This window comes from Brevibacillus panacihumi W25 (assembly GCF_000503775.1).
GTDB classification, from domain to species: Bacteria; Bacillota; Bacilli; order Brevibacillales; family Brevibacillaceae; genus Brevibacillus; species Brevibacillus panacihumi_A.
In genome coordinates this window covers 97,124-116,758 of record NZ_KI629787.1, presented here as the reverse complement: position 1 = coordinate 116,758, position 19,635 = coordinate 97,124, and the positions used below count along the sequence as shown (strand labels likewise).

The window sequence follows — 19,635 nt, the reverse complement described above, 5'->3', positions numbered from 1 at the left end:
AAATGAATCCATTGCCACTATTTGCACATGGGTCCTTTTTCTTTCATTTTCGCATACTCCTCTTCGTAATACTAATACGATTTTGTGTCAAAAACATTTCAGGAATCGCGAACTTTGTTTTTGCATGCTATCCTTTTCTAGAGGTGAAAGAAGATGCTGCATCAGTATAAGACAGTAGCAGGCTACGGAGAAGATGACATTATAATAGAACGTTCTCGATTTATCGGGTATGCCCAGAGGGTGACGACGGAAGAAGAAGCATCGGCTTTCATCGCGATGATCAAGAAAAAACACTGGGATGCGACCCACAACTGTTCGGCGTTCGTGATTGGGGAGAACGACCAGATCCAGCGCTCCAGCGATGATGGCGAACCGAGCGGAACCGCAGGAAAGCCGATTCTGGAATGCATCAAGAAAAATGGAGTGAAGGATACAGTCGTGGTCGTGACCCGTTATTTTGGCGGCATCAAGCTGGGGGCCGGGGGATTGGTCCGCGCCTATACAGCAGGGACCGTCACAGCGCTCAAAGCGGCACGCATCGTCGTCCATACCTTGCATCAAAAGATCTCCGTACAAGTGGATTACACCTGGTGGGGAAAAGTCGAAAATGAACTGCGTCTCGGGGAGCATCGGGTAATCGGGACGGATTTTACAGATAAAGTAACCGCCCATGTGCTGATTCCCGAGGGTGAACAGGATGCTTTCGTCGCAGGGATGGTCGATTTGACGAACGGTCAGGCGAAGGTTGTGTTTGGCGAGAAGGAGTATGTCGAAGTGCCTGTCGAAGCGGTGGGGGATGAGGAGTAGATATACTTGCCGCGGCTTCTATCTTCGCTTACGATATTCATATAAAAGTCGTGCATAAAGGGAGGCTTCTATATGGGTCATTCAACGGGTGATGACAATAGCTTAGCAGGTCAAGTCCTGTCCCGCCTGGACGATTTGTTCGGACACATGGAAAGGCGGTTCGAACAGATTGACCAACGGTTTGAACGGATCGAACAGCGATTAGATCGAATTGAGAAAAGACTGGATGAACATGACAAGCGCTTTGAACAACTAGAACAGCGCATGGAACGCCAAGAAACCCTTACACGCCACGTGGAGGACATGTGTGCGGAACTATTTCAGGCTATTACCAATACAAACGAGCGGCTGGATAAGCTCTATGAGGAAGTCCGTGAGATGCGGGAGGAACAGAGCGGGAAGAGAAAACATCTTGCATTCATAGAGACAAAAGTCTGGGAGCATGAAAGGGAAATCTATCTGCTGCGTGAACAAGTGGACAAGTACGGAAAAGAAAAGAGCTGAAGCGGTTATCGTTGCTTCAGCTCTTTTGCTTTGTTATTTTACTTCGGCAATTTTTTCAGTTGAGTCATGATCCGAATCGTAATGATCGCCATCTCTGCACGGGTCAAATCCCCTTTTGGATTGAAGCGATAGGTTGGCTTTTTAGCCGATGGATCATTGACTTCCCCATTCATGATTTTGGCTTTGGTTACTGCCAGTACGGATGGAGCAGCATAGTAGCCGGTTTGTTGTCCGTCTGTAAAGGACTTGCCCAGAGCCAGCATGGCTGCATCTGCATTGCCCAGCTTCAGATTGAGCGCACGCGCAATCATGATTGTCGCTTCTTCACGTGTCAGTGGATCATCCGGGAAGAAGCCGCGTGTGCTCTTTCCGCGCACAATCCCTGCACGAGCTGCCGTTTCAATATACTTGTACTCGTAATTCCAATCGTCAAAATCCGGATGGACGTCATTGAAAGAAGGTTCGGTCGGGTTTCTTTCGCTGTTGCCGCTATATGGCCCGGCATTGATTGGCAGATCCAGCGCTTTTACGAGCATCGTTGCGAACTCGCCGCGAGTGATTTTCAACTCGGTACCGAAACCGCTTCCTGGTGCATCATTCATGATTCCTTTGGCGTACAAGGTCTCAATCGCGTCACGCGCAAATGGATGGTTGATTACATCAGAGAAGGTTTCGCGCGTTTTCATGACCATGTAATAGCCGAAGCCTTTAAATGGCACAGTGACCGTCTTTTTGGAAGTGTTCACGACACCGCCCAGATTGATCCATTCATCCCCGTTATTGTAGAACACGGTGAGGATATTGTTCGCCGCATTGACAATGGAAGGATCGTACTTGATCGAAACCGTTCCGACTTTGCTCGGCACGAGATTGTATCTCCAGCGCTCAATGAACGGTTCCATCTTCACGTTGTTTACCGTTCCGTCAAAGTATGGGTCACGGCCCCCTGGTGCCCGATCTTCATCTTCATCCATGCTGCCATGCTTGGCATTCCCTGCGTCTACATAGTAGAGCGGGCTGGCATAGTTGAAATCAGAGGTGATGCGAAGCAAATCTTCCATATCTCTTTTCAGGCCATGGTCATCGATGCTGACTTGACCATTCGTACGATCCGCAATACCGAAATAGATCGGAACGTTGGTGAAAATGTCAGTTTGAGGAGCATTCACTTCCGAACCTGCCTTATTGCTTTGTGGTGCCAGCAGGACGGTACCTGATGGGAATTTCAGTTCAAATGCTTTTTCAAATACACTGAAAGAAAGCTTTTTGCCAAATACATCCCGGCTCTCAGCACCACCTACCGCCGAGTTCAGGTTGAAGATTTTGATCTCGTCGTTGTAGCTGTTGCTGCCGAACTGAACCGTGAATTTGATCGTGTTCAGACCGGGCTTCAAGGTCACGTTGGATTCGAATACGTAGTATGTCTCGGGGATGAGTTTGCCTGTGTCCGAGTCATACTTATAATCAGGGAAGTCAGTATTATAGGCAACTGCTTCCGTTTTTCCAAACAACACTTTGGTTGCTTTTTCTGCAAAAATCTTGATTGGAACAGAGTTGCTATTCACCGTAATATACTGTGCATTTTCAAGTTTGGTTGGCGAAATGACAGTCCATGCTTGAGCATCCTGGGTGATGCTGATATTGTGCCGAGTCGCGACCGAACCTTGGATAATCTCGATTTGGTAATTCGTCGTTCCGCCTTTAGCGAGAGTCATAGGGAACAGTTTCAGCCTGTTCTCCAGTTCCTCCCCAGTCAGGCCCATGCCATCACTAAGTTCCTCGACCAATTCTCGACCATATTCATCTGTATCCATTTCTGCGGTGAAGGTGAATTTGTTGCGAATATTATTTCCTTTTGAGAAGGTCGTCGAATCGAAAATGGCTCCTAGATTACGGGTGTTACCTTTAATAGCTGCGTCACGGGATTTCTTAAAGTCCGAGTCGTTTAGGAACTCCCAGTTTCCGGACTTGTCGTTTAACTTATATTTCGCAATGACATTTCCGTCTTTTGTAATTGTAGCGATAGCCCCTTCATCTACGTTGGTCGCTTTAAAAGAGAACTCGGTCAAGAAAAGGGCCGAGGTCCGATAAGCAGCATCGGAAGACTTCTTCGCCAGTTCTGTTTCCCCTTTATTCTCTACTACCTTAAGCGTGACATCTTCAATCTTTGGAGTTTTTTCAGTGTTGTAGATAATGTTGTAAGTAAAATTCACTCTAGGGTCATCTGTTAACGAAAAGACGAGGGAGTTATTCCCTTGTTTTAAATTCCATTCCTTTTTATCTGTCAAAAATTTATCCTTGTGAATTTCGAACCATACTACGTTATCAGATGCATTTCTCGTCGGACCTGAATAGAACGGATTATCAATTTTTTGGCCGTTTAATCTCACTTCAATTCTTGTACTACTTACATTGTACAACTTTCCGTGGAAGACTCCGCCATCCATCACAAAGTTATTCGGATCAGAGTCTGTAATTTCCAATGAGCTGTCAATCACTTTTTCATCACGGGATGCTGTGTAGTAAAAGAGAAGCGAAGGAGCTACTTCTGGTTTTACCTTGAAAGAAATCTCCTTATCATCTAGATACTTTACTTTTACTGTAGTTTCGCTTGCCGGGAGATTACGGAATTCCAGAGTTATAGATCCGCTCTTGCTGGAAAATACGTAGTCTTGCTTTGATTTTGAATCTGAGCCATCATTCAACTTTGTTTCACTATTGTTAAAATAGACTGCAAAGTCGGAACTTTTTGGTAGGGTCCCCATTTTAAATGTCTCAATTTCAAACTTGGCAGGCAATATATTCACTACGTTTACACTACCGTCTGTCTTTACCGGAATTCGTGTTTCTGTGTTTGTTCCTGCTTCTGGGTGAGATACATTTGTCACTTTTCCAAATCTAGGAACATCTGTACTCTTATATACAAACTGATATCGATGATTTTGTACGATGACATCATTTACAATATTGGACAGATTGTCTGCATTCTGTCTTAGCGTTTGATACCCAATTTGCATTTCATATACGCCATCTGACTGAAGCGAAGATGATGTTGCCCCTTCTATGTTGTATATTTTGTACCCGGAAGGCAAAATACTCTTTTCATCCTCTTCGTATGTCAGATCTAATGAAATTTCTTCATTTTGATCTAACCGATTCAAAGTAAAGACTAGAGTGCTATTAGATACAACAGATACCACTTCTGCCTTATCACTGTCACCTTTTGCGTTTGTTGCAATGACCGACAGCTTGTCTCCATTTGCGACTGGAGCAATATTTACAACGTACGTACCAGCCCCAGTAACTGGTTTGGTACCAAGAACCTTGGCTCCTTTTTTTACAGAGATACTCGAAGTAGATCCATCTGTAATTTTAACAGAAATATCGGTGTCTTTATTGGAGACAGAGGCGGTTACTGACGGTTTTGCCGGTACGGCAGTTACTGGTGGTGTAGTCGGCGCTACCCTAACAATTACAACAGCCTCATTACTACTATTTCCCCCTGCACCATCATTTGCCTTAACGGTCAGACGAGTATTGGCTGGTTGTGGAGAGGAAATTTCTACCTCAAATTTCCCGTCATCACCCGTTTGTACCTCATTTTTATTTAGCAGGGTGTTTCCATTATAAACCTCTATAAATGTGTGCGCCTCAGCAATTCCTGTTACTTTAGTATCTTTATTCGTTACGGCGTCCACTTCAGGAGTAACGATTGTTCTGGTTACCGGACCACCAGAAATAGTAAATGCAGTCGGATCACTAATATTTCCAGCAGCATCCGTAGCGGTCACAGTTAAAGTGGTACCTGGCAGTGGACCGGGGGATAGTGTCACGGAAAATATCCCTGAAGGTAGGGTAACATCTGTTCCCAACAATCGATTCCCCACCATTACTTTTACGGTCGAACCAGCCTCTGCATTACCAGTTAGTGTTGCTGTAGTAACATCAAATGCAGCAACATCAGGATTTTCAGGCTTTTCATCATCCGGTTTTTCTGTAACGATCACAGTTGAAGGAGAGCTACTATTTTTATCTTCATCTACTGCGGTCACGCTCAGTGATGTCCCAATCGGTTGAACTGCGTTTAGATCAAATTTAAACTCACCTTTACTCCCAGCCTGTATTCTACCAAGCTCATTGTTTCCCTTTTTCACAATAACTGTTGCATCTGCTTCCACAATACCCTCGACTGTAGTTGCAACTGAATCAGTAACAGCTTTTAATCCTACAGGGGCATCAGGAGGGGTGATGTCTTTTTGGTATTTGTCAAGGATCGTAGCCCCGTCTTGTACCTTGACCAAAAGTTTCCCACTAATCACAAACTGCCCTGAGCCAGAAGCTTGTATTACCTCTGTTCTGGCTGGTGGAATTTGTTCAATTTTTGTTGGATTAGGGTCAACAGGCCCAGTTATTTTCACATCATAAAACTGGTCCGAAGCCCCTTCAGCATTACTTTTTGGTATCACCAATACACTTCTGTTCATCAATGCCACTTCTTTATTGCTGCTATAGGCATGGATATCCATTTCGTTCAAGCCAATTTGGGTTTCCACTTCAACCGAAAAGGTATTGGAAGTCCTTTTAATGTAGTCCGTAAATGTTTTTCCTGTTGTCTTATTTGTCACTACTATTGAATCTGCGTTAGGAGCTTTTCCCGAAAGACGCAATGTGGTATTGCGAGGAGTGTTTACTTCGACAATTGTCGGATCCGATTCCATAAATACTGTATCGAGCCTCAAGTCGGAGAACATTGGCGTATTGCTGTACTGAACATATACCTTGGACAAATCGGTGTTCGAATCGCCATTTTTAAATGAAAAAGCAATGACGTTTACTCCAGGAATGAGTGAAATGTTTCGAAACGTAAACGTACGTGTAGCCGGATCGAGAGAAGGCTTTATACTGCTCGTATCAGACGGTTGCGAACCAGTTAACGAAGTAACCTGATAACGAAGGTCATTCCCGTCAACATTCGTTGGATACGTACCTTGAATATCAATGGTCGATGAATAATGAATATGGGGATTGGTCGGTGTCGTATTGTTGCTGATGCCGATAAACTGGAGTCCCCCTGCAGCTTGAGCAACACCCGCACCAAACGGCAGCAGTGTTGTGAACACCATCAAGAAAGCAAGTACTGCCGAAATCCAGGTTTTACTACCAAGCAAGTTTCTAGCCACTCGTTTCACCTCTTCTTTGCAATCTTTTAAACATAGTCTCGTCTTTCCTTTATCGGTATATTTTGACGAAAACTTAAGAGTAAACTATCTGAAAGAATGGTCGAAAAACAGAAAAAACCCTCGAACAGGACGTGATCTTGTCACATTCTGTTCAAGGGTTTTTAGAAAATTACACCTGGACGATCTTACGGATGACTCCGCCGCTCCGACATTTTCACTTTCAATCGACGATAAATATTGATCAACGGGCGATGTCTGCGGCTGACCAGACCGACGATTTCCGTCCCAAGATGGATCGCGATCAACAGCGCGACCATCACGATGAGAGTTGTCCATTTCGTCGTCTTCGTCAAAAGGATCGCCATCGTTCCGAAGAAGAGGCTGATCGTATAGATGACCAGTACGGTAGAGCGATGGGACAGGCCCATGTTCAACAGGCAGTGATGCAGATGGCCTTTGTCCGGGCTGGATATCGGCTTTTTGTTGACGATTCGCCGTACGATGGCGAAGAAGGTGTCCCAGAGCGGAACTCCCAACACTACGATTGGGATGATGAAGGAAACGAACAGTGCTTCCTTAAAGCCCATGATGGATAATGCCGCCAGGTTGAAGCCCAGAAACAAGGAACCCGTGTCGCCCATGAACAGGCGTGCCGGATGAAAATTAAAGTACAGAAATCCTAGGATTGCACCAAGCAGAACACAGCAGTATATGGCGACGTTGTACTCGTCCATCAGCAAGGCCACGATCGCCATGGTAGCTGTGGCAATCGCCGAGACTCCTGCCGACAAGCCATCCAGCCCATCGATCAGGTTGACCGCATTGGTCACACCGACGATCCAGAACATCGTGATCGGGACAGCCAGCCACAAAAGCCAGCCGCTGCCAAAATCCAAGCTGCCGGAATACGGCAGATTGACCACGCCGATCTTTAATCCAAAGGGGACGACGACGATGACGGTCGCCAAAAGCTGACCGAGCAGCTTCCATTTTGGGGAAAGCTGATATTTGTCATCGAGCATCCCGACCAGCATGACGATCGTGCTGCCGATAAAAATTCCCAGCATCTCCGTTTTCTCCGCGAACGGAACGAACAGGAAGAAGGCAACCATATAACCGAGGTATATGGCCAATCCACCCATGCGCGGCATGATCCGTGTGTGGACCTTGCGCTGGTTGGGCGCATCCACAGCTCCTACTTTTACAGCCAGTTTTTTCACATAAGGTGTAGCTATAAATGCAATGATCAGCGAAGTCAAAAATCCGAAGATTGATGTAGACATCGGCTGTCTCCTCTCTACGGGTGCTCTATGAGCGGTTTCTCCACTTTTCCCTGAAGACGGTCCAAACAAATCTCGGTATCGCCAGCTGCCGTTTCCAACGAGATGGCGTTGCCATTAGTCTGTACAACCATTCCAGATTCAACTTTTGCCAAAAAAGGGGGGCACGTTTTACTTTTCCTGAAATCACATCGAAGGTGCCGCCCACACCCATCATCAGCGAAGCGTTCAACTGATCGCGATACCGGGCGAGCCATTCATCTTGTCTGGGTGAACCCATCGCGACAAAAAGCAGCTCCGGCTTCTTGCTTGCGATCTCCCGGACGATTTGTTCTTCTTCGTCTTGCCGAAAATAACCGTCTCTATACCCGACAATGCGCGCCTGCGGATAGCGGTTGGACAGTTTTTCCGCTGCCAGCCTGATTACTTCCGGAGTCGCACCCAACAAATACACATTCCACTGTTTTTTATGAGCCTCGGCCATCAGGGCTTCCACAAGCTCAACCCCGGTGACACGTTCATAGATCGGCTGATTCGTCCATTTTGCGGCGTAGACAATCCCAATCCCATCTGGCACCACATAGGCTTGGTCTACTATCGATCGAAAGGCTGAGTGGCCTTTCGCAAGCATCACAATTTCCGGATTGGCGGTCATTACATGTGTCTGTTCTCCGCTGTCAATCCGTTGTGTCAGGTGAGCTACGGTTTCGTCAAAGCCGCGAGTCGTAAACGATACGCCGAGAATATTTGCAACCGGACTGGTCAATGATTTCACCTTCAGTACATTAGACGGTCAACGAATCAAGAATGTTCCCAGATGCCATTCTAACTGAAAAGAAAAGCACATTCAAGATAGATCAAGAATGTGCCTGGTCAGCACCAGCAGTCAGTGCAAACATCAGATCGCCTTCTGCAACCACTTTGTCGTTTACCAGCGCACGACCGTGTCCTTTGCCAATCGTGCCGCGTACGCGTGTCAATTCCACTTCGAGGATCAACGTATCGCCCGGCTTTACCTGATCCTTGAAACGGAATCCGTCAATGCCGGCGAATAGGCCGATTTTTCCTTGATGTTCCTCCATGCTCAGCATCGCTACAGCCCCTACCTGTGCCAATGCTTCGACGATCAGCACGCCTGGCATCACCGGGTAACCCGGAAAATGGCCCTGGAAAAATGGCTCATTGATCGTAACGTTTTTCAATCCGACAGCTCGTTTGCCCAAATCAAGCTCGACAATCTTGTCCACCAGCAAAAACGGGTACCGATGTGGAATAATGGCCTGAATCTGTACGCTATCCAAAGGTGCTTTGATTTCCATGAACACCGCTCCATTTCCATACTTATCTAGGCTTGTCCATGCATGAAGAACATGCAGCAGACTGAAACTATTTTCAACCACCCGCCTCCGTACTTGGGGAGTCCGGGGTTGAGATAAAAGGAGCACTTCCTTCCCTTCCTGAGGAAGTGCTCTTTTTCCAACTGATCAATCAGGTTTGTTCAATAATCGAAACTTCCCCAGGTAGATCGCGCTTGCTAAAAAAGAGAACGCAATGACCGACCATAAAATGGCTTCACTGTAAGGGTAGCGGTACATCACCAAGGGGATGACCAGATACAGCAATACAGTGGTCAGCTTTCCGTAGGCATTGGCTGGCACCGTCTTTTTCCCTCTGAAATGGTAGACAGCAGCCACGCCGATCATCGCCACATCCCGGGCAAAGAAAAACAGCGTCGCCCATACGCTGATCCGCTCCGTGAGAAAAAACGAGGCAATGACAGCCAGCATCATCAATTTATCCGCCAGAGGGTCCATCATGACCCCAAACGTGGTCACGAGCTTGTGCTTCCTCGCGATATACCCATCCGCGATATCTGTCAGGCCTGCTACCAACAGTATTCCCAGTGCAATCTCCAGGTGGTAGGGCAGTCCCGAAAAAAACACGTAGAGGTACAAAGGGATGAGAACGATGCGAAAGATCGTAAGCGCATTAGGAAGATTCACGGATATCCCTCCGTATCAGAAAAACTGCACTTCCTTTTTCAACCAACGGGTCCATTATACTCTGCGGACAATCTAAACAACAAGTCCACAAGAAAAATCGCAGGGCCCAAACCAATGGTCCGGGCCGCTTAAAATACATCCTCTACTGCGTATCTGAAAAAAGCAGATCGTACATATGCTTGTAGGTCCCTAAGTCGAAAACCTCTGCGGCTGGCTTGTCCCCAAGCGAACCGTATCCAATCATTAAACCGATGACCAGAGAGAAAAAGAGCAGGATCGGGACCAACAAGACTTTGGCCAACGTCAAAGGCAAGCTCTTGCCGCTCCTGACACGTTCTTTTTGAGTAACCTCTTGGGTATCTCGCGGGAACCGCTGTCCCTTTCCTTGGTTCATTGTCGTATCCTCCATCTGCTGAGCGGAATTATCTGGTCCGTATCGATGTCGCAATGCTCATCATCTGATCACTGATGCCGATAGCCCGTGAGTTGAGCTGGTAGGCACGCTGAATGTTCACCAGTTGAGACATTTCTTCCTGCATGTTTACGTTGGAGGCTTCCAATGCGCCTTGACGTATCGTAGCAATCATGTTGTCCCAAGAGGATGTGAATACATCAGCAGGATCTTGACCTTCTTGCAGCTCGGGATCGTAGAGGTTCTCGCCGATCTGCTTCAATTGGTCTGGGTTATCCGACTTCCAGAGGCCGATCCGCTCAAACGTGGGATTGCCATTCGCTGCAATGTAACCATCTTCAGATACCTCAAAATCTCTGATCTCATCCTCACCGATTACAATGGGAGACCCGTTTTCACCCAATAAGATATGGCCAGTAGGTGCAACAAGCACAAATCCGTTAAAGTAGTTATTATGCTCCAGGTGAAAGTTTCCGTTTCGCGTCATCAGGAATTCTTCCTTCATAACACCGTTCGCATCTCTCATCTGCGAGCCAACCATAAAAAAGCCTTCACCTTGAATCATCAGATCCGTCGGCACATCTGTCGGCTTCATGCTGCCTTGAGCCATATCCAGCTTGGTCATGCCCAGTCTGGCTCCGCTGCCCATGCGAAGTCCAACAGGCGAATTCCGATTTTCCCGGTCCAGTGCGGGCTGCTCGTTCATTGAATCAGCAAGCAACTCGGAAAATGAGGCCGCTCGGCGCTTATATCCGGCTGTTTCCAGATTCGCCATGTTGTTCGCAGTGTTGTCAAGCGCGTATTGGATGCCTCGCAGCGCAGAAGATGAAATATTAAGCGACTGCATCTTGATCCTTACCCCCTAGTTTACCCGTTTACCTTGCCGATATCATTCGCTGCCTTTTCCAACGTACCGTCTATCGTGGTCATAACCCGTTGATTTGCTTCATAGGCGCGCAGGACCGTCATCATATCGGTCATGGTTTGCGCCGGATCTACATTGGCCCGCTCGAGCCAGCCTTGCTTGGTACCGTAGCGTCCTTCTATCCGGGATTGTGTATACTCGCCAGCAGCCAGGGCAGTCTGATCTTCCGCTTCTGCCTCTTCCAGTGTGAGTGGAGCTATGTCGCCTTCATAGCGAAATACACCCACTCCCTCGCGAACCAGCATCTGTGGAGTAGAGATGACGGCAAGCCCCAACCGTTCGTTAGGCATTGCGGTCATTACGCCCGTATCCGGATCTTCGTACATCAATTCTCCAGCGGTGCCGATCAGCAGGTTCTGTCCCACACTTACGCCCATCGGATCATTGATGCGAATCGCCGTATTTTGGTTGTCCAGCACATAATAGCCATCCGGAGTGACCAGGTATCCATCAGCATTGACGTTCCAATTGCCACTTCGCGTATAGCGGATCTGCTCCGGATCAGCCGGCTGTTCCAGATCCTCCATCCGGGCTACACTGAAAAAGAGGCGACGCTCATTTCCGTCCTCATCCGGCTGCAGGTTGTCCATCAAGGCAACATCATAGGGATTATGCGTCTCGGCGATGTCACCTTGTCCAAACATGGGCAATGCCTCCGACATGTACACGCCAGTATGCAGACGGCCAATAACTGCTGCTTGTCCCGTCATTTGAGGCATTCCTTGGATATCCGGCCCCTGCTGATCGCGAATTCGGGCGATGAGCTGCTCCGGAAAAGCGCGCATCACCCCCACATCCTGCTTGTAGCCAGGTGTGTTGATATTTGCTAGGTTCGCCGCCAGTGTTTCCTGTCGATTCTGCAAGGCCAACATGCCTGATGCAGACGTATACAAGCCTCTGATCACGAGATCTTACCCCCTGAACAATTTCTTATTCCGTTGGGTAGGTACTTTGTCCAAGTAATCCAACATCATACCCGTTCCCTTGGCTACGCACATCATCGGCTCATCAGCTACCAGCACAGGAACCTTCAGTTCTTCTGCCAACATCTGGTCAATGCCGTGCAAAAGTGCGCCACCGCCAGTCAGGAATACACCCTTATCAATTATATCGGCAGAAAGTTCTGGAGGTGTTCGTTCTAAAACAGATTTTGATGCTTGTACAATTGCACTCACCGACTCAGCCAGGGCTTCTTGGACTTCCTCGGAGCGAATCGTAATGGTTTGCGGCAAGCCGCTTACCATGTCGCGTCCACGGATGTCCATTTCGTCCTGGCGTCCGCCGAATACGGTGCCAATCTGAACTTTTATATCTTCAGCCGTACGTTCCCCGATCAGTAATTTGTACTTATTCTTTATGTATCGCATGATTGCCACATCAAATGTATCGCCGGCGATTTTGATGGAGGAAGACGTGACGATGTCGCCCATGGAGAGTACCGCTACATCTGTCGTACCGCCACCGATATCTACGACCATATTTCCGGACGGCTGAAAGATTTCCATGCCAGCCCCTACGGCTGCCACTTTTGGCTCCTCTTCAATAAACACTTCTCTGGCCCCGCCGCTTCGTTCAGCCGCTTCACGAATCGCTTTTTGCTCCACGGAAGTAATGTTTGTCGGACAGCAAATCAAAATGCGCGGGCGAGCAAACATGCTTTTTCCACCGATTTTGGTCAGAAAATGCTTCAACATTGCTTCCGTGATCTCAAAATCTGCAATGACACCTTCACGCAATGGCCGGATCGCTACGATGTTCCCAGGAGTACGGCCTACCATGCGATGAGCTTCATTTCCTACAGCCAACACTTTTTTGGTATGATTGTCGATTGCTACGACAGATGGTTCATCCAGGACTATCCCCTTGCCTTTTACGAACACCAAGACATTGGCCGTCCCCAAGTCGATCCCGATATCTTTGCCAAACATTGAAAGGTCCTCCCTGTTACCAGTTACATTCCTACATCATATCATAGGCTCTTACACGTGAGAGGACAAGGAAATTATTTCTTACACACTCTCCTCCTGTTCTACCATGACTTTTTTGCTGCGGCGCTTGTACTTGATTTTGGTCGCTTCTCCTCCGCGCAGATGGCGAATTGCTTTGTGGTATTCCAAAATTTCCTTTACCTGGTTGGCCAATTCTGGATTTATCTCAGGCAACCGCTCTGTCAGGTCCTTGTGCACTGTACTTTTGGACACTCCGAATTCTTTGGCGATCATCCGAACCGTATTGCGCGTCTCTACAATATATCGGCCGATTTTGATGGTCCGCTCTTTGATGTAGTCGTGCACGTCACTCGCCTCCTTGTATCTACATTGTCTGATACAATATATGGGTGGGTGCGGACACATATTCTACGTTTCCAAGCCTGACAAGCCAGCACGGCCGCAACTTTTTTTCACAGGTTGTACAAATGCAAAAAAAACACCTGTAAAAGACGGGCTTTTACAGGTGTTTCACGTCATTATTGATTTTTCGCTTCGGGTTGAATCAGGTATTTTTCCGGATTGACCGCTTTTCCATCGACGCGTACTTCAAAGTGGAGATGAACTCCCGCTTCTTTTTCGTACTCGCTGCGTCCTGCAGTACCGAGCACCTGTCCTTGGGTCACTTCATCGCCTGGTTTGACCGAGACGTTCTCCAGACTCTGGTACACGCTGACCATGTTGCCTTCATGCTCAATTTCTACAAGGCGACCAACCAGCGGATCGTTCTCCACTTTGGTTACCTTCCCTGCCAGTGCTGCGACGACATCAAAGCTTTTTCCGTCTACAGCCTTGAGATCAATCCCTGTGTGCGGGAAGTAGGAACTCTCGTACTTGATCAACGCTTTTTCCTGCACATCAGCAGTTGCTTCTTCATCATAGAAGCTCATGCCCTGATCGTACATCACTCCAGCGCCTACCGGCCATGCAAGCGGTTCGACACTTCCAGCTACGGGTACTGCATCGTCGCCTTCTTTTCCAGCTTCAGGATTTGTGGTACCTTCCGCCGGATTGGTCACCACTACTCCGTCCGCCGGATTGGTCAGTTCGGAGACAGTCTGGATGACATTACCCTGATACCACATCACAAAAGCGAGAATGATAGCTGCGGCGCCGATGTAGATCGCTGGAAACGCCCATTTCTTACCCAACATTTTCTTCCAAAAACTTGACTTTCGGAATGGAATCGGTTGATTTTGATTTTTTTGATCTTCCATTTTATTCATCACCTCATCCCTCAGTATCGCCAGAATTTTGACGTATAAACCTGAGAGAGGAGGGAAAATTAAAAAATTATCTGTTTTCTGCTAGACCGGAATGATTTGCTTAAAATTCTGCAAGTCTACTCCTTGATAGTAGTACTTCACGATTTGCTCCGCATTTTTGCCCGTCTTGGCCATTCCGTTTGCTCCCCATTGACTCATGCCTACCCCGTGACCATACCCTTTGGTGGTGATATACACTTGATTCCCGCGCAACTCCATCGTAAAAGAAGAAGAGTTGAGGTTCAGCTTCTCCCGGATCTCTCGCCCAGTAAAATCCTTGCCGCCGATGTGAATCCGTCCGATTCGATTCCCTGTCGTGGTAGAGATGACCTTGTACCAGGAGCCTTTGGTCGAAGCCTCCTGAGCCAGCTTTACGCCTAGACTTTTTTCCAGCTCTGCGGTCGAATAGACGACGGTCTCCTGATAGCGGGGAGAATCGATATCCCAGGGGCTTGCTACGCTTTTCAAATACGGGATGGGCTGCTCCCAATACTCTCCTGAATTCTCCGTAAAGCCATTACTGGTCGAAAAGAAGGTCGCATCAATCGGCTTGCCCTGATACGTCAGGACGATGCCCGCAGTCGCTTGCACCGCTTGTTCGATTCTCTTGTTTTTCCACTCAAATTGCTCGCCCCATCTTTGCTTGCGCTGATCCGTGTCCATATACACCTGATGAGCGACCGTGTCCATCACATGCGCCCCCTCGGGGACATCCTGCCACTTGCCTTCGCTTAGCCTGCGGACGATATACGTCCTTGCTGCCATCGCCTGTGCCTTGAGCGCCTCCAGTTCAAACTCCGCGGGCATCTCGGCTGCTACGACGCCTGTGATGTAGGTTTCGAGCGGCAAGGTTTCCACCGTTTTTTTCTCAGAACGGTATACCTTCACTTCCAAACCGGGCTCCACTACAGCCTGGTTTTGCGGTTGCGAGACGACTGCCACCCCTTCCGTTCCCTCCTGAAAACCAGAAGAAAAAAGATAGACCAGAGCGGCTGGCATGAATACGAGCAAGACTGGCAAAGCGACTAACCACATGACGAGATAACGTTTCATGCTCCTTATCCTCCCCGTTTCGTGCTGACACTTCCAGTCTATGTGCCTTCCGCGGGCGATAGAACGAGAGAGTGAGAGAGAAGGGAGAATGTTAGAGCGAGTTGTCTGAAAGCGCAAAAAAGCTCTCTGCTAAGAGAGAGCTTTCGCTTTGCCCTACTAGTCGCCTAAACGAAACGCTTAGGCAAAATTAGGGGAAAAATTGATTTTCAGTGGTTCAGGAGCGGTTGCTTCCTGCTTTTGTTCTTGATGGACATAGCGTTCCACATCTGCGCCCAAGGCTTGCAGCTTTTCCACAAAGTGGACGTAGCCGCGGTCGATGTGGTGCAAAGCTGTCACTTCCGTCTCGCCTTCGGAGACCAAGCCTGCGAGAACCAGTGCCGCACCAGCGCGCAAATCCGTAGCCGCAACCTTGCTGCCCGTCAGTTTGCTGCCGCCCTCGACGATCGCGCTGCGTCCCTCAATCTTGATGTTCGCATTCATCCGGCGGAATTCTTCGACGTGCATGAAGCGATTCTCGAAGACCGTCTCGGTCACGATGCTGGTCCCCTCCGAGACGAGCAAGAGCGCCATCATTTGCGACTGCATGTCCGTTGGGAAGCCAGGGTATGGCAACGTCTTCAGATCGACAGCCTTGAGCTTGCCTTTGCGAGTCACGCGAATGCCATTTTCCTGTTCATCCACCTCGACACCCATCTCGCGCAGCTTGGCGGTAACGGATTTCAAGTGATCGCATATCGCGCCTTCCACAAAGACATCTCCGCCCGTAATGGCCGCAGCAACCATGAAGGTACCTGCTTCAATTCGGTCCGGGATGACGCAATGGGTGCAGCCCTTCAACGACTCGACTCCTTCGATGCGAATCGAGCCAGTACCAGCTCCGCGGATCTTGGCTCCCATCCGGTTAAGGTAGTTTGCCAGATCCACAATTTCCGGCTCCTCGGCCGCATTCTCAATGACAGTTGTCCCTTCAGCCAAAGCGGCTGCCATCATGATATTTTCAGTTGCCCCGACACTGGCGATATCCAAGTAGATTTTTGCGCCCTTTAATCGCCCCTCGACACTGGCATCGATGAAGCCTTGGCCGATATCGATCTTGGCTCCCATCGCCTCGAATCCCTTGAGATGCTGATCAATCGGTCTCGTTCCAATGGCACAACCACCTGGCAAGGCGACACGAGCTCGTCCTTTTCTCGCCAACAAGGGGCCCATGACCAAAAATGAAGCGCGCATTTTGCGAACCAGCTCATAGGAAGCTTCTACACTTGACAGCGACGAAGCGTCAATCGTCAGCACTTCATGATCATATGTAAGGGAAATTCCCATCGATTTCAAGAGGTCGCATATCGTTCTGACATCGTCAAGAGCCGGGACATCTGAGATGACGCTCGTCCCCTTTTCAGCCAGGATCGATGCTGCAATGATAGGGAGTACGGCATTTTTGGCGCCGGAAACCTTGACGTTTCCTACCAATGCCTTACCACCGCGGACAATCATTTTATCCAATGTGTACCCCTCCGCGTGCTAATATTCCACTGTAATGATTGGTGTACCTACGGTAATTCGCGTACCTGCCTGACGATCGAGATGAGTCGCCACTTGCAGATTCATCTTTTCACCGTCTAGCATGATGGACGAGTCCCACCAATCGGTATAACCGGAGATGCTAACAACCGTCTCATCTTTTAAACGTTCTCTTTCTTTTGCCTGGAGGGCGTTAAAAATCGACAAAATCCTACCCTCCTGTTGATCAACACTCATCTTATCATTGTACATTCCGCGAATACAAGTACTAAATTGCGGAATAAAGTCGGCTTTTGACAAGGCTTTAGTCCAATGTTCTTGTATAGATTCCATATATGGTAGTGATTTACGATTTCCAATCAATTGCCACACTAGATATGTATCGAATGTACCATTTTTGGAAACCCCTGTAAGTTCGACGCTCATATGAACGCCGTTTTGAAAAAGATTTGCTTGATACGTAACCACATGATCTTGTCTGGCAAGAGCGTCATCAGCCATAGGGACTGAGAGCTCTGCCGCCCACTTGTTTGCCAACTCTTTCAACGCATCCGGACTCTCTACCTCTCCAAGCGATACGCGGCTGCGCATCTGAACCTCCAGATCAGTCGCTCCCGACTCTTCGATGATGGCAAGCAATCGACCTGCGACTTGATGATCCGCGACCTGTTCTTTTGCCAGTGCCGGTATCCAGTAGACCATTCCCACGACGATGAGTGCAACTATTGACAACCAAGGCGACCACGTTTTCATCTGTTCTCGCTCCCCTTTTTCATGCTCTCTTTGTACTTCTCAGTTTGCACATGAAATTGGGTGGATATACCAGATAAATCGAAAGACGGCTCGTGGATCAGGTAAAAAGATTGCCGAATACCATGGACCAACCCAGGTAATCGAGGAAAAAACGGGACAGTTCATAGCCGATGACGATAGACAAAAAAATCTGCAGCAGCTTCGCCTGGGCACCGTTTGGCCTTTTCAAAATTTTTTCAAAGCGGATCGACTGCAAGGCCCACCAGCTCAATCCAATAAAGATAATGGACAGGATAATGCTCAAGAACCCGTATAGATCGGTCGGCACAATCGGTTCCTCCTTATCAAAAAGAAAGGGACAGCCTGTTTGCGGCCATCCCCCCTATTGTACCTGAAACTATTTCACATGACGAGTGTTATGGTGTTCGGGTCGGCAACATATTGCCAAAATCAAACGAAGGATTGAACGTCGCCTGGATATAGTCTGTTACCAAGCCTGGGAAAGCACCGAAGAATACAGTCGCAATCGCCAAGATGAAGATAAAGACCCATATCCCTTTGGGAACGGACAACGGAGCTTCGTTCTCCCCCGCACGCATGTACATCTGCCGGATGATCCCAAAGTAGTAGTAGTAGGAAATCACGCTGGTCACGATCATGATCGCGGACAGCCAGTAGTTTTCCTGCGCGAGTGCACCCATAAACAGATAGAACTTCCCGAAGAATCCGGCTGTAATCGGAATACCCGCCAAAGACAGCATGAAAATCGTCATCGAGATCGCCATCACGGGGGAGCGATGATACAAGCCGGCGAATCCTTTCAGATCCTCTGTCTGCTGCTCTCGGGACACGACCATGATGACAGCGAAGACACCAAAGCTGACCAAGAGATAGCCGAAGAGATAGAAAAGAACTTCACTGAAAAAGAGTGTCGTCGGCGGTACGAACGGCACGAGCAGATAGCCGGCTTGAGCGATCCCCGAGTAAGCCATCATCCGTTTGACATTGGTCTGTCTGAGGGCCATGACGTTGCCAAGTATCATGGACGCCGCTGCCATCCAGCCGATGAAAAGGCTGCCTTGTGTGAAAAAGAAGGGGCCTTCTGCGCTCGGCACCTGCAGGAAAGAGATCAGCAGCAGACGGAAGACCAGTGCAAAGCCCGCTGCCTTGGAGACGACAGCCAAAAATGCCGTGATCGGAGTCGGTGCTCCCTGGTATACGTCCGGCGCCCACATGTGGTAAGGGGCTGCCGATATTTTAAACGCCAATCCCACTGCGAGAAAAGCAAACGCCATGTAGATGATAAACTGAAAGCCCATCATCCCGGCTTCCGCCAACCGTTGCGAGATTTCAAAGATGTTGGTCGTGCCCGTCAAGCCGTATACGTACGACATCCCAAACAGGGTGACGGCTGTAGCAATTCCGCCCGAGACGACGTACTTAAACGCCGATTCATTGGATTGCAAAGATTTTTTCCGCAAGCCGACCATCACATAGGAGGATAGGGACAAAAGCTCCAAACCGACGAACATCGTGATCAGATCGGCGGAAGAAGCCATCACCATCGCGCCCAAGAGTCCGCTGAGCAGAAGGTAGTAAAATTCGCTTCTATGCGTCACCTCTCCCTGCTGCATATAGGACAGCGAGATCAGGATCGTGAATGCCGTACCGCCCAGGAACAAGAGCTTGAAGGCATTGCCGTAGTCGTCGACGCGAATCATATCCGCCATGTAGCTGTATGGTTGGTCAAGCGTTTGGATATTGACGAAGACAAAGACTCCAGCCAGCACGATTCCCAGCAAGGAAAGCAGCCCGATCGCGTGCTTGCCCAAGCGTTTGCCGGCGAACAGATCCAAGAGGGACAGCACTGTTGCAAAGCCTAATATAATGAATTCGGGCAGAAGGTAGGTCCAGTCATATGAGAAGATGTCTTTTACTTCCATG

The 19,635-nt window shown here is 48.5% G+C and carries 18 protein-coding genes; 2 read left to right on the top strand and 16 right to left on the bottom strand.

Translation table 11 applies throughout. The features are described 5' to 3' along the window. Positions 1-153 precede the first annotated feature (153 nt). Positions 154-807, top strand: a complete 654-nt coding sequence (locus tag T458_RS54010; RefSeq protein ID WP_023555233.1) for a YigZ family protein — start codon at positions 154-156, stop codon at positions 805-807. Positions 808-879: 72 nt separating this feature from the next. After that, the gene (locus tag T458_RS54005) at positions 880-1,311 is read left to right on the top strand and encodes a hypothetical protein (protein WP_023555232.1); all 432 of its coding nucleotides are present in this window, start codon (positions 880-882) and stop codon (positions 1,309-1,311) included. Positions 1,312-1,349: 38 nt separating this feature from the next. Here T458_RS54005 and T458_RS56190 read toward each other — a convergent pair whose 3' ends face one another. The 16 genes from T458_RS56190 to nuoN all read right to left on the bottom strand — a co-directional run bounded on the left by T458_RS56190 (position 1,350) and on the right by nuoN (position 19,634). Then, entirely contained in the window at positions 1,350-6,491 is a 5,142-nt protein-coding gene (locus T458_RS56190; protein WP_023555231.1) for an Ig-like domain-containing protein, read from the bottom strand. 185 nt (positions 6,492-6,676) lie between these two features. Further along, positions 6,677-7,774 carry a glycosyltransferase family 4 protein gene (locus T458_RS54000; protein WP_023555230.1) on the bottom strand — a complete coding sequence of 366 codons (1,098 nt, stop codon included), beginning with the start codon at positions 7,772-7,774 and terminating at the stop codon, positions 6,677-6,679. A gap of 25 nt (positions 7,775-7,799) precedes the next feature. Next, complete coding sequence (locus T458_RS53995; protein WP_023555229.1) at positions 7,800-8,537, bottom strand: WecB/TagA/CpsF family glycosyltransferase; 738 nt, start codon at positions 8,535-8,537, stop codon at positions 7,800-7,802. A 91-nt stretch (positions 8,538-8,628) separates the two neighbouring features. Continuing rightward, positions 8,629-9,090, bottom strand: coding sequence for a 3-hydroxyacyl-ACP dehydratase FabZ (gene fabZ / locus T458_RS53990; RefSeq protein ID WP_023555228.1), 462 nt, complete (start codon positions 9,088-9,090; stop codon positions 8,629-8,631). A gap of 165 nt (positions 9,091-9,255) precedes the next feature. After that, positions 9,256-9,780 (bottom strand): CDP-alcohol phosphatidyltransferase family protein, encoded by a 525-nt coding sequence (locus tag T458_RS53985; protein ID WP_035316410.1) that lies wholly within the window; start codon positions 9,778-9,780, stop codon positions 9,256-9,258. A gap of 136 nt (positions 9,781-9,916) precedes the next feature. Beyond that, positions 9,917-10,168: a DNA-directed RNA polymerase subunit beta gene (locus tag T458_RS53980; protein ID WP_023555226.1), complete on the bottom strand. Its 252-nt coding sequence runs from the start codon at positions 10,166-10,168 to the stop codon at positions 9,917-9,919. Between the two features lie 28 nt (positions 10,169-10,196). Beyond that, on the bottom strand, positions 10,197-11,033 hold the full coding sequence (locus T458_RS53975) for a flagellar hook-basal body protein (RefSeq protein WP_023555225.1): 837 nt from the start codon (positions 11,031-11,033) through the stop codon (positions 10,197-10,199). A gap of 20 nt (positions 11,034-11,053) precedes the next feature. Next, entirely contained in the window at positions 11,054-12,016 is a 963-nt protein-coding gene (locus tag T458_RS53970; RefSeq protein ID WP_023555224.1) for a flagellar hook-basal body protein, read from the bottom strand. A gap of 6 nt (positions 12,017-12,022) precedes the next feature. Beyond that, positions 12,023-13,039: a rod shape-determining protein gene (locus T458_RS53965; protein ID WP_023555223.1), complete on the bottom strand. Its 1,017-nt coding sequence runs from the start codon at positions 13,037-13,039 to the stop codon at positions 12,023-12,025. Positions 13,040-13,120: 81 nt separating this feature from the next. After that, entirely contained in the window at positions 13,121-13,405 is a 285-nt protein-coding gene (gene spoIIID, locus T458_RS53960) for a sporulation transcriptional regulator SpoIIID (protein WP_023555222.1), read from the bottom strand. Positions 13,406-13,578: 173 nt separating this feature from the next. Beyond that, positions 13,579-14,316 (bottom strand): M23 family metallopeptidase, encoded by a 738-nt coding sequence (locus T458_RS53955; RefSeq protein WP_023555221.1) that lies wholly within the window; start codon positions 14,314-14,316, stop codon positions 13,579-13,581. Positions 14,317-14,406: 90 nt separating this feature from the next. Continuing rightward, positions 14,407-15,417 (bottom strand): stage II sporulation protein D, encoded by a 1,011-nt coding sequence (gene spoIID / locus T458_RS53950; RefSeq protein ID WP_023555220.1) that lies wholly within the window; start codon positions 15,415-15,417, stop codon positions 14,407-14,409. A gap of 177 nt (positions 15,418-15,594) precedes the next feature. Further along, on the bottom strand, positions 15,595-16,920 hold the full coding sequence (gene murA, locus T458_RS53945) for a UDP-N-acetylglucosamine 1-carboxyvinyltransferase (protein ID WP_023555219.1): 1,326 nt from the start codon (positions 16,918-16,920) through the stop codon (positions 15,595-15,597). A gap of 18 nt (positions 16,921-16,938) precedes the next feature. Beyond that, positions 16,939-17,691, bottom strand: a complete 753-nt coding sequence (locus tag T458_RS53940; RefSeq protein WP_023555218.1) for a YwmB family TATA-box binding protein — start codon at positions 17,689-17,691, stop codon at positions 16,939-16,941. 97 nt (positions 17,692-17,788) lie between these two features. Next, on the bottom strand, positions 17,789-18,019 hold the full coding sequence (locus tag T458_RS53935) for a DUF1146 family protein (RefSeq protein WP_023555217.1): 231 nt from the start codon (positions 18,017-18,019) through the stop codon (positions 17,789-17,791). Between the two features lie 88 nt (positions 18,020-18,107). Further along, complete coding sequence (gene nuoN, locus T458_RS53930; RefSeq protein ID WP_023555216.1) at positions 18,108-19,634, bottom strand: NADH-quinone oxidoreductase subunit NuoN; 1,527 nt, start codon at positions 19,632-19,634, stop codon at positions 18,108-18,110. Position 19,635 lies beyond the last annotated feature (1 nt).

Coding starts and splice junctions, on each gene's coding strand:
- T458_RS54000 (WP_023555230.1), bottom strand. CDS start 7,774: ATGTCTACATCAATCTTCGGATTTTTGACTTCGCTGATCATTGCATTT.
- T458_RS53940 (WP_023555218.1), bottom strand. CDS start 17,691: ATGAAAACGTGGTCGCCTTGGTTGTCAATAGTTGCACTCATCGTCGTG.
- T458_RS54010 (WP_023555233.1), top strand. CDS start 154: ATGCTGCATCAGTATAAGACAGTAGCAGGCTACGGAGAAGATGACATT.
- T458_RS53975 (WP_023555225.1), bottom strand. CDS start 11,033: ATGCAGTCGCTTAATATTTCATCTTCTGCGCTGCGAGGCATCCAATAC.
- nuoN (WP_023555216.1), bottom strand. CDS start 19,634: ATGGAAGTAAAAGACATCTTCTCATATGACTGGACCTACCTTCTGCCC.
- spoIID (WP_023555220.1), bottom strand. CDS start 15,417: ATGAAACGTTATCTCGTCATGTGGTTAGTCGCTTTGCCAGTCTTGCTC.
- T458_RS53965 (WP_023555223.1), bottom strand. CDS start 13,039: ATGTTTGGCAAAGATATCGGGATCGACTTGGGGACGGCCAATGTCTTG.
- T458_RS53980 (WP_023555226.1), bottom strand. CDS start 10,168: ATGAACCAAGGAAAGGGACAGCGGTTCCCGCGAGATACCCAAGAGGTT.
- fabZ (WP_023555228.1), bottom strand. CDS start 9,090: ATGGAAATCAAAGCACCTTTGGATAGCGTACAGATTCAGGCCATTATT.
- T458_RS53955 (WP_023555221.1), bottom strand. CDS start 14,316: ATGGAAGATCAAAAAAATCAAAATCAACCGATTCCATTCCGAAAGTCA.
- T458_RS54005 (WP_023555232.1), top strand. CDS start 880: ATGGGTCATTCAACGGGTGATGACAATAGCTTAGCAGGTCAAGTCCTG.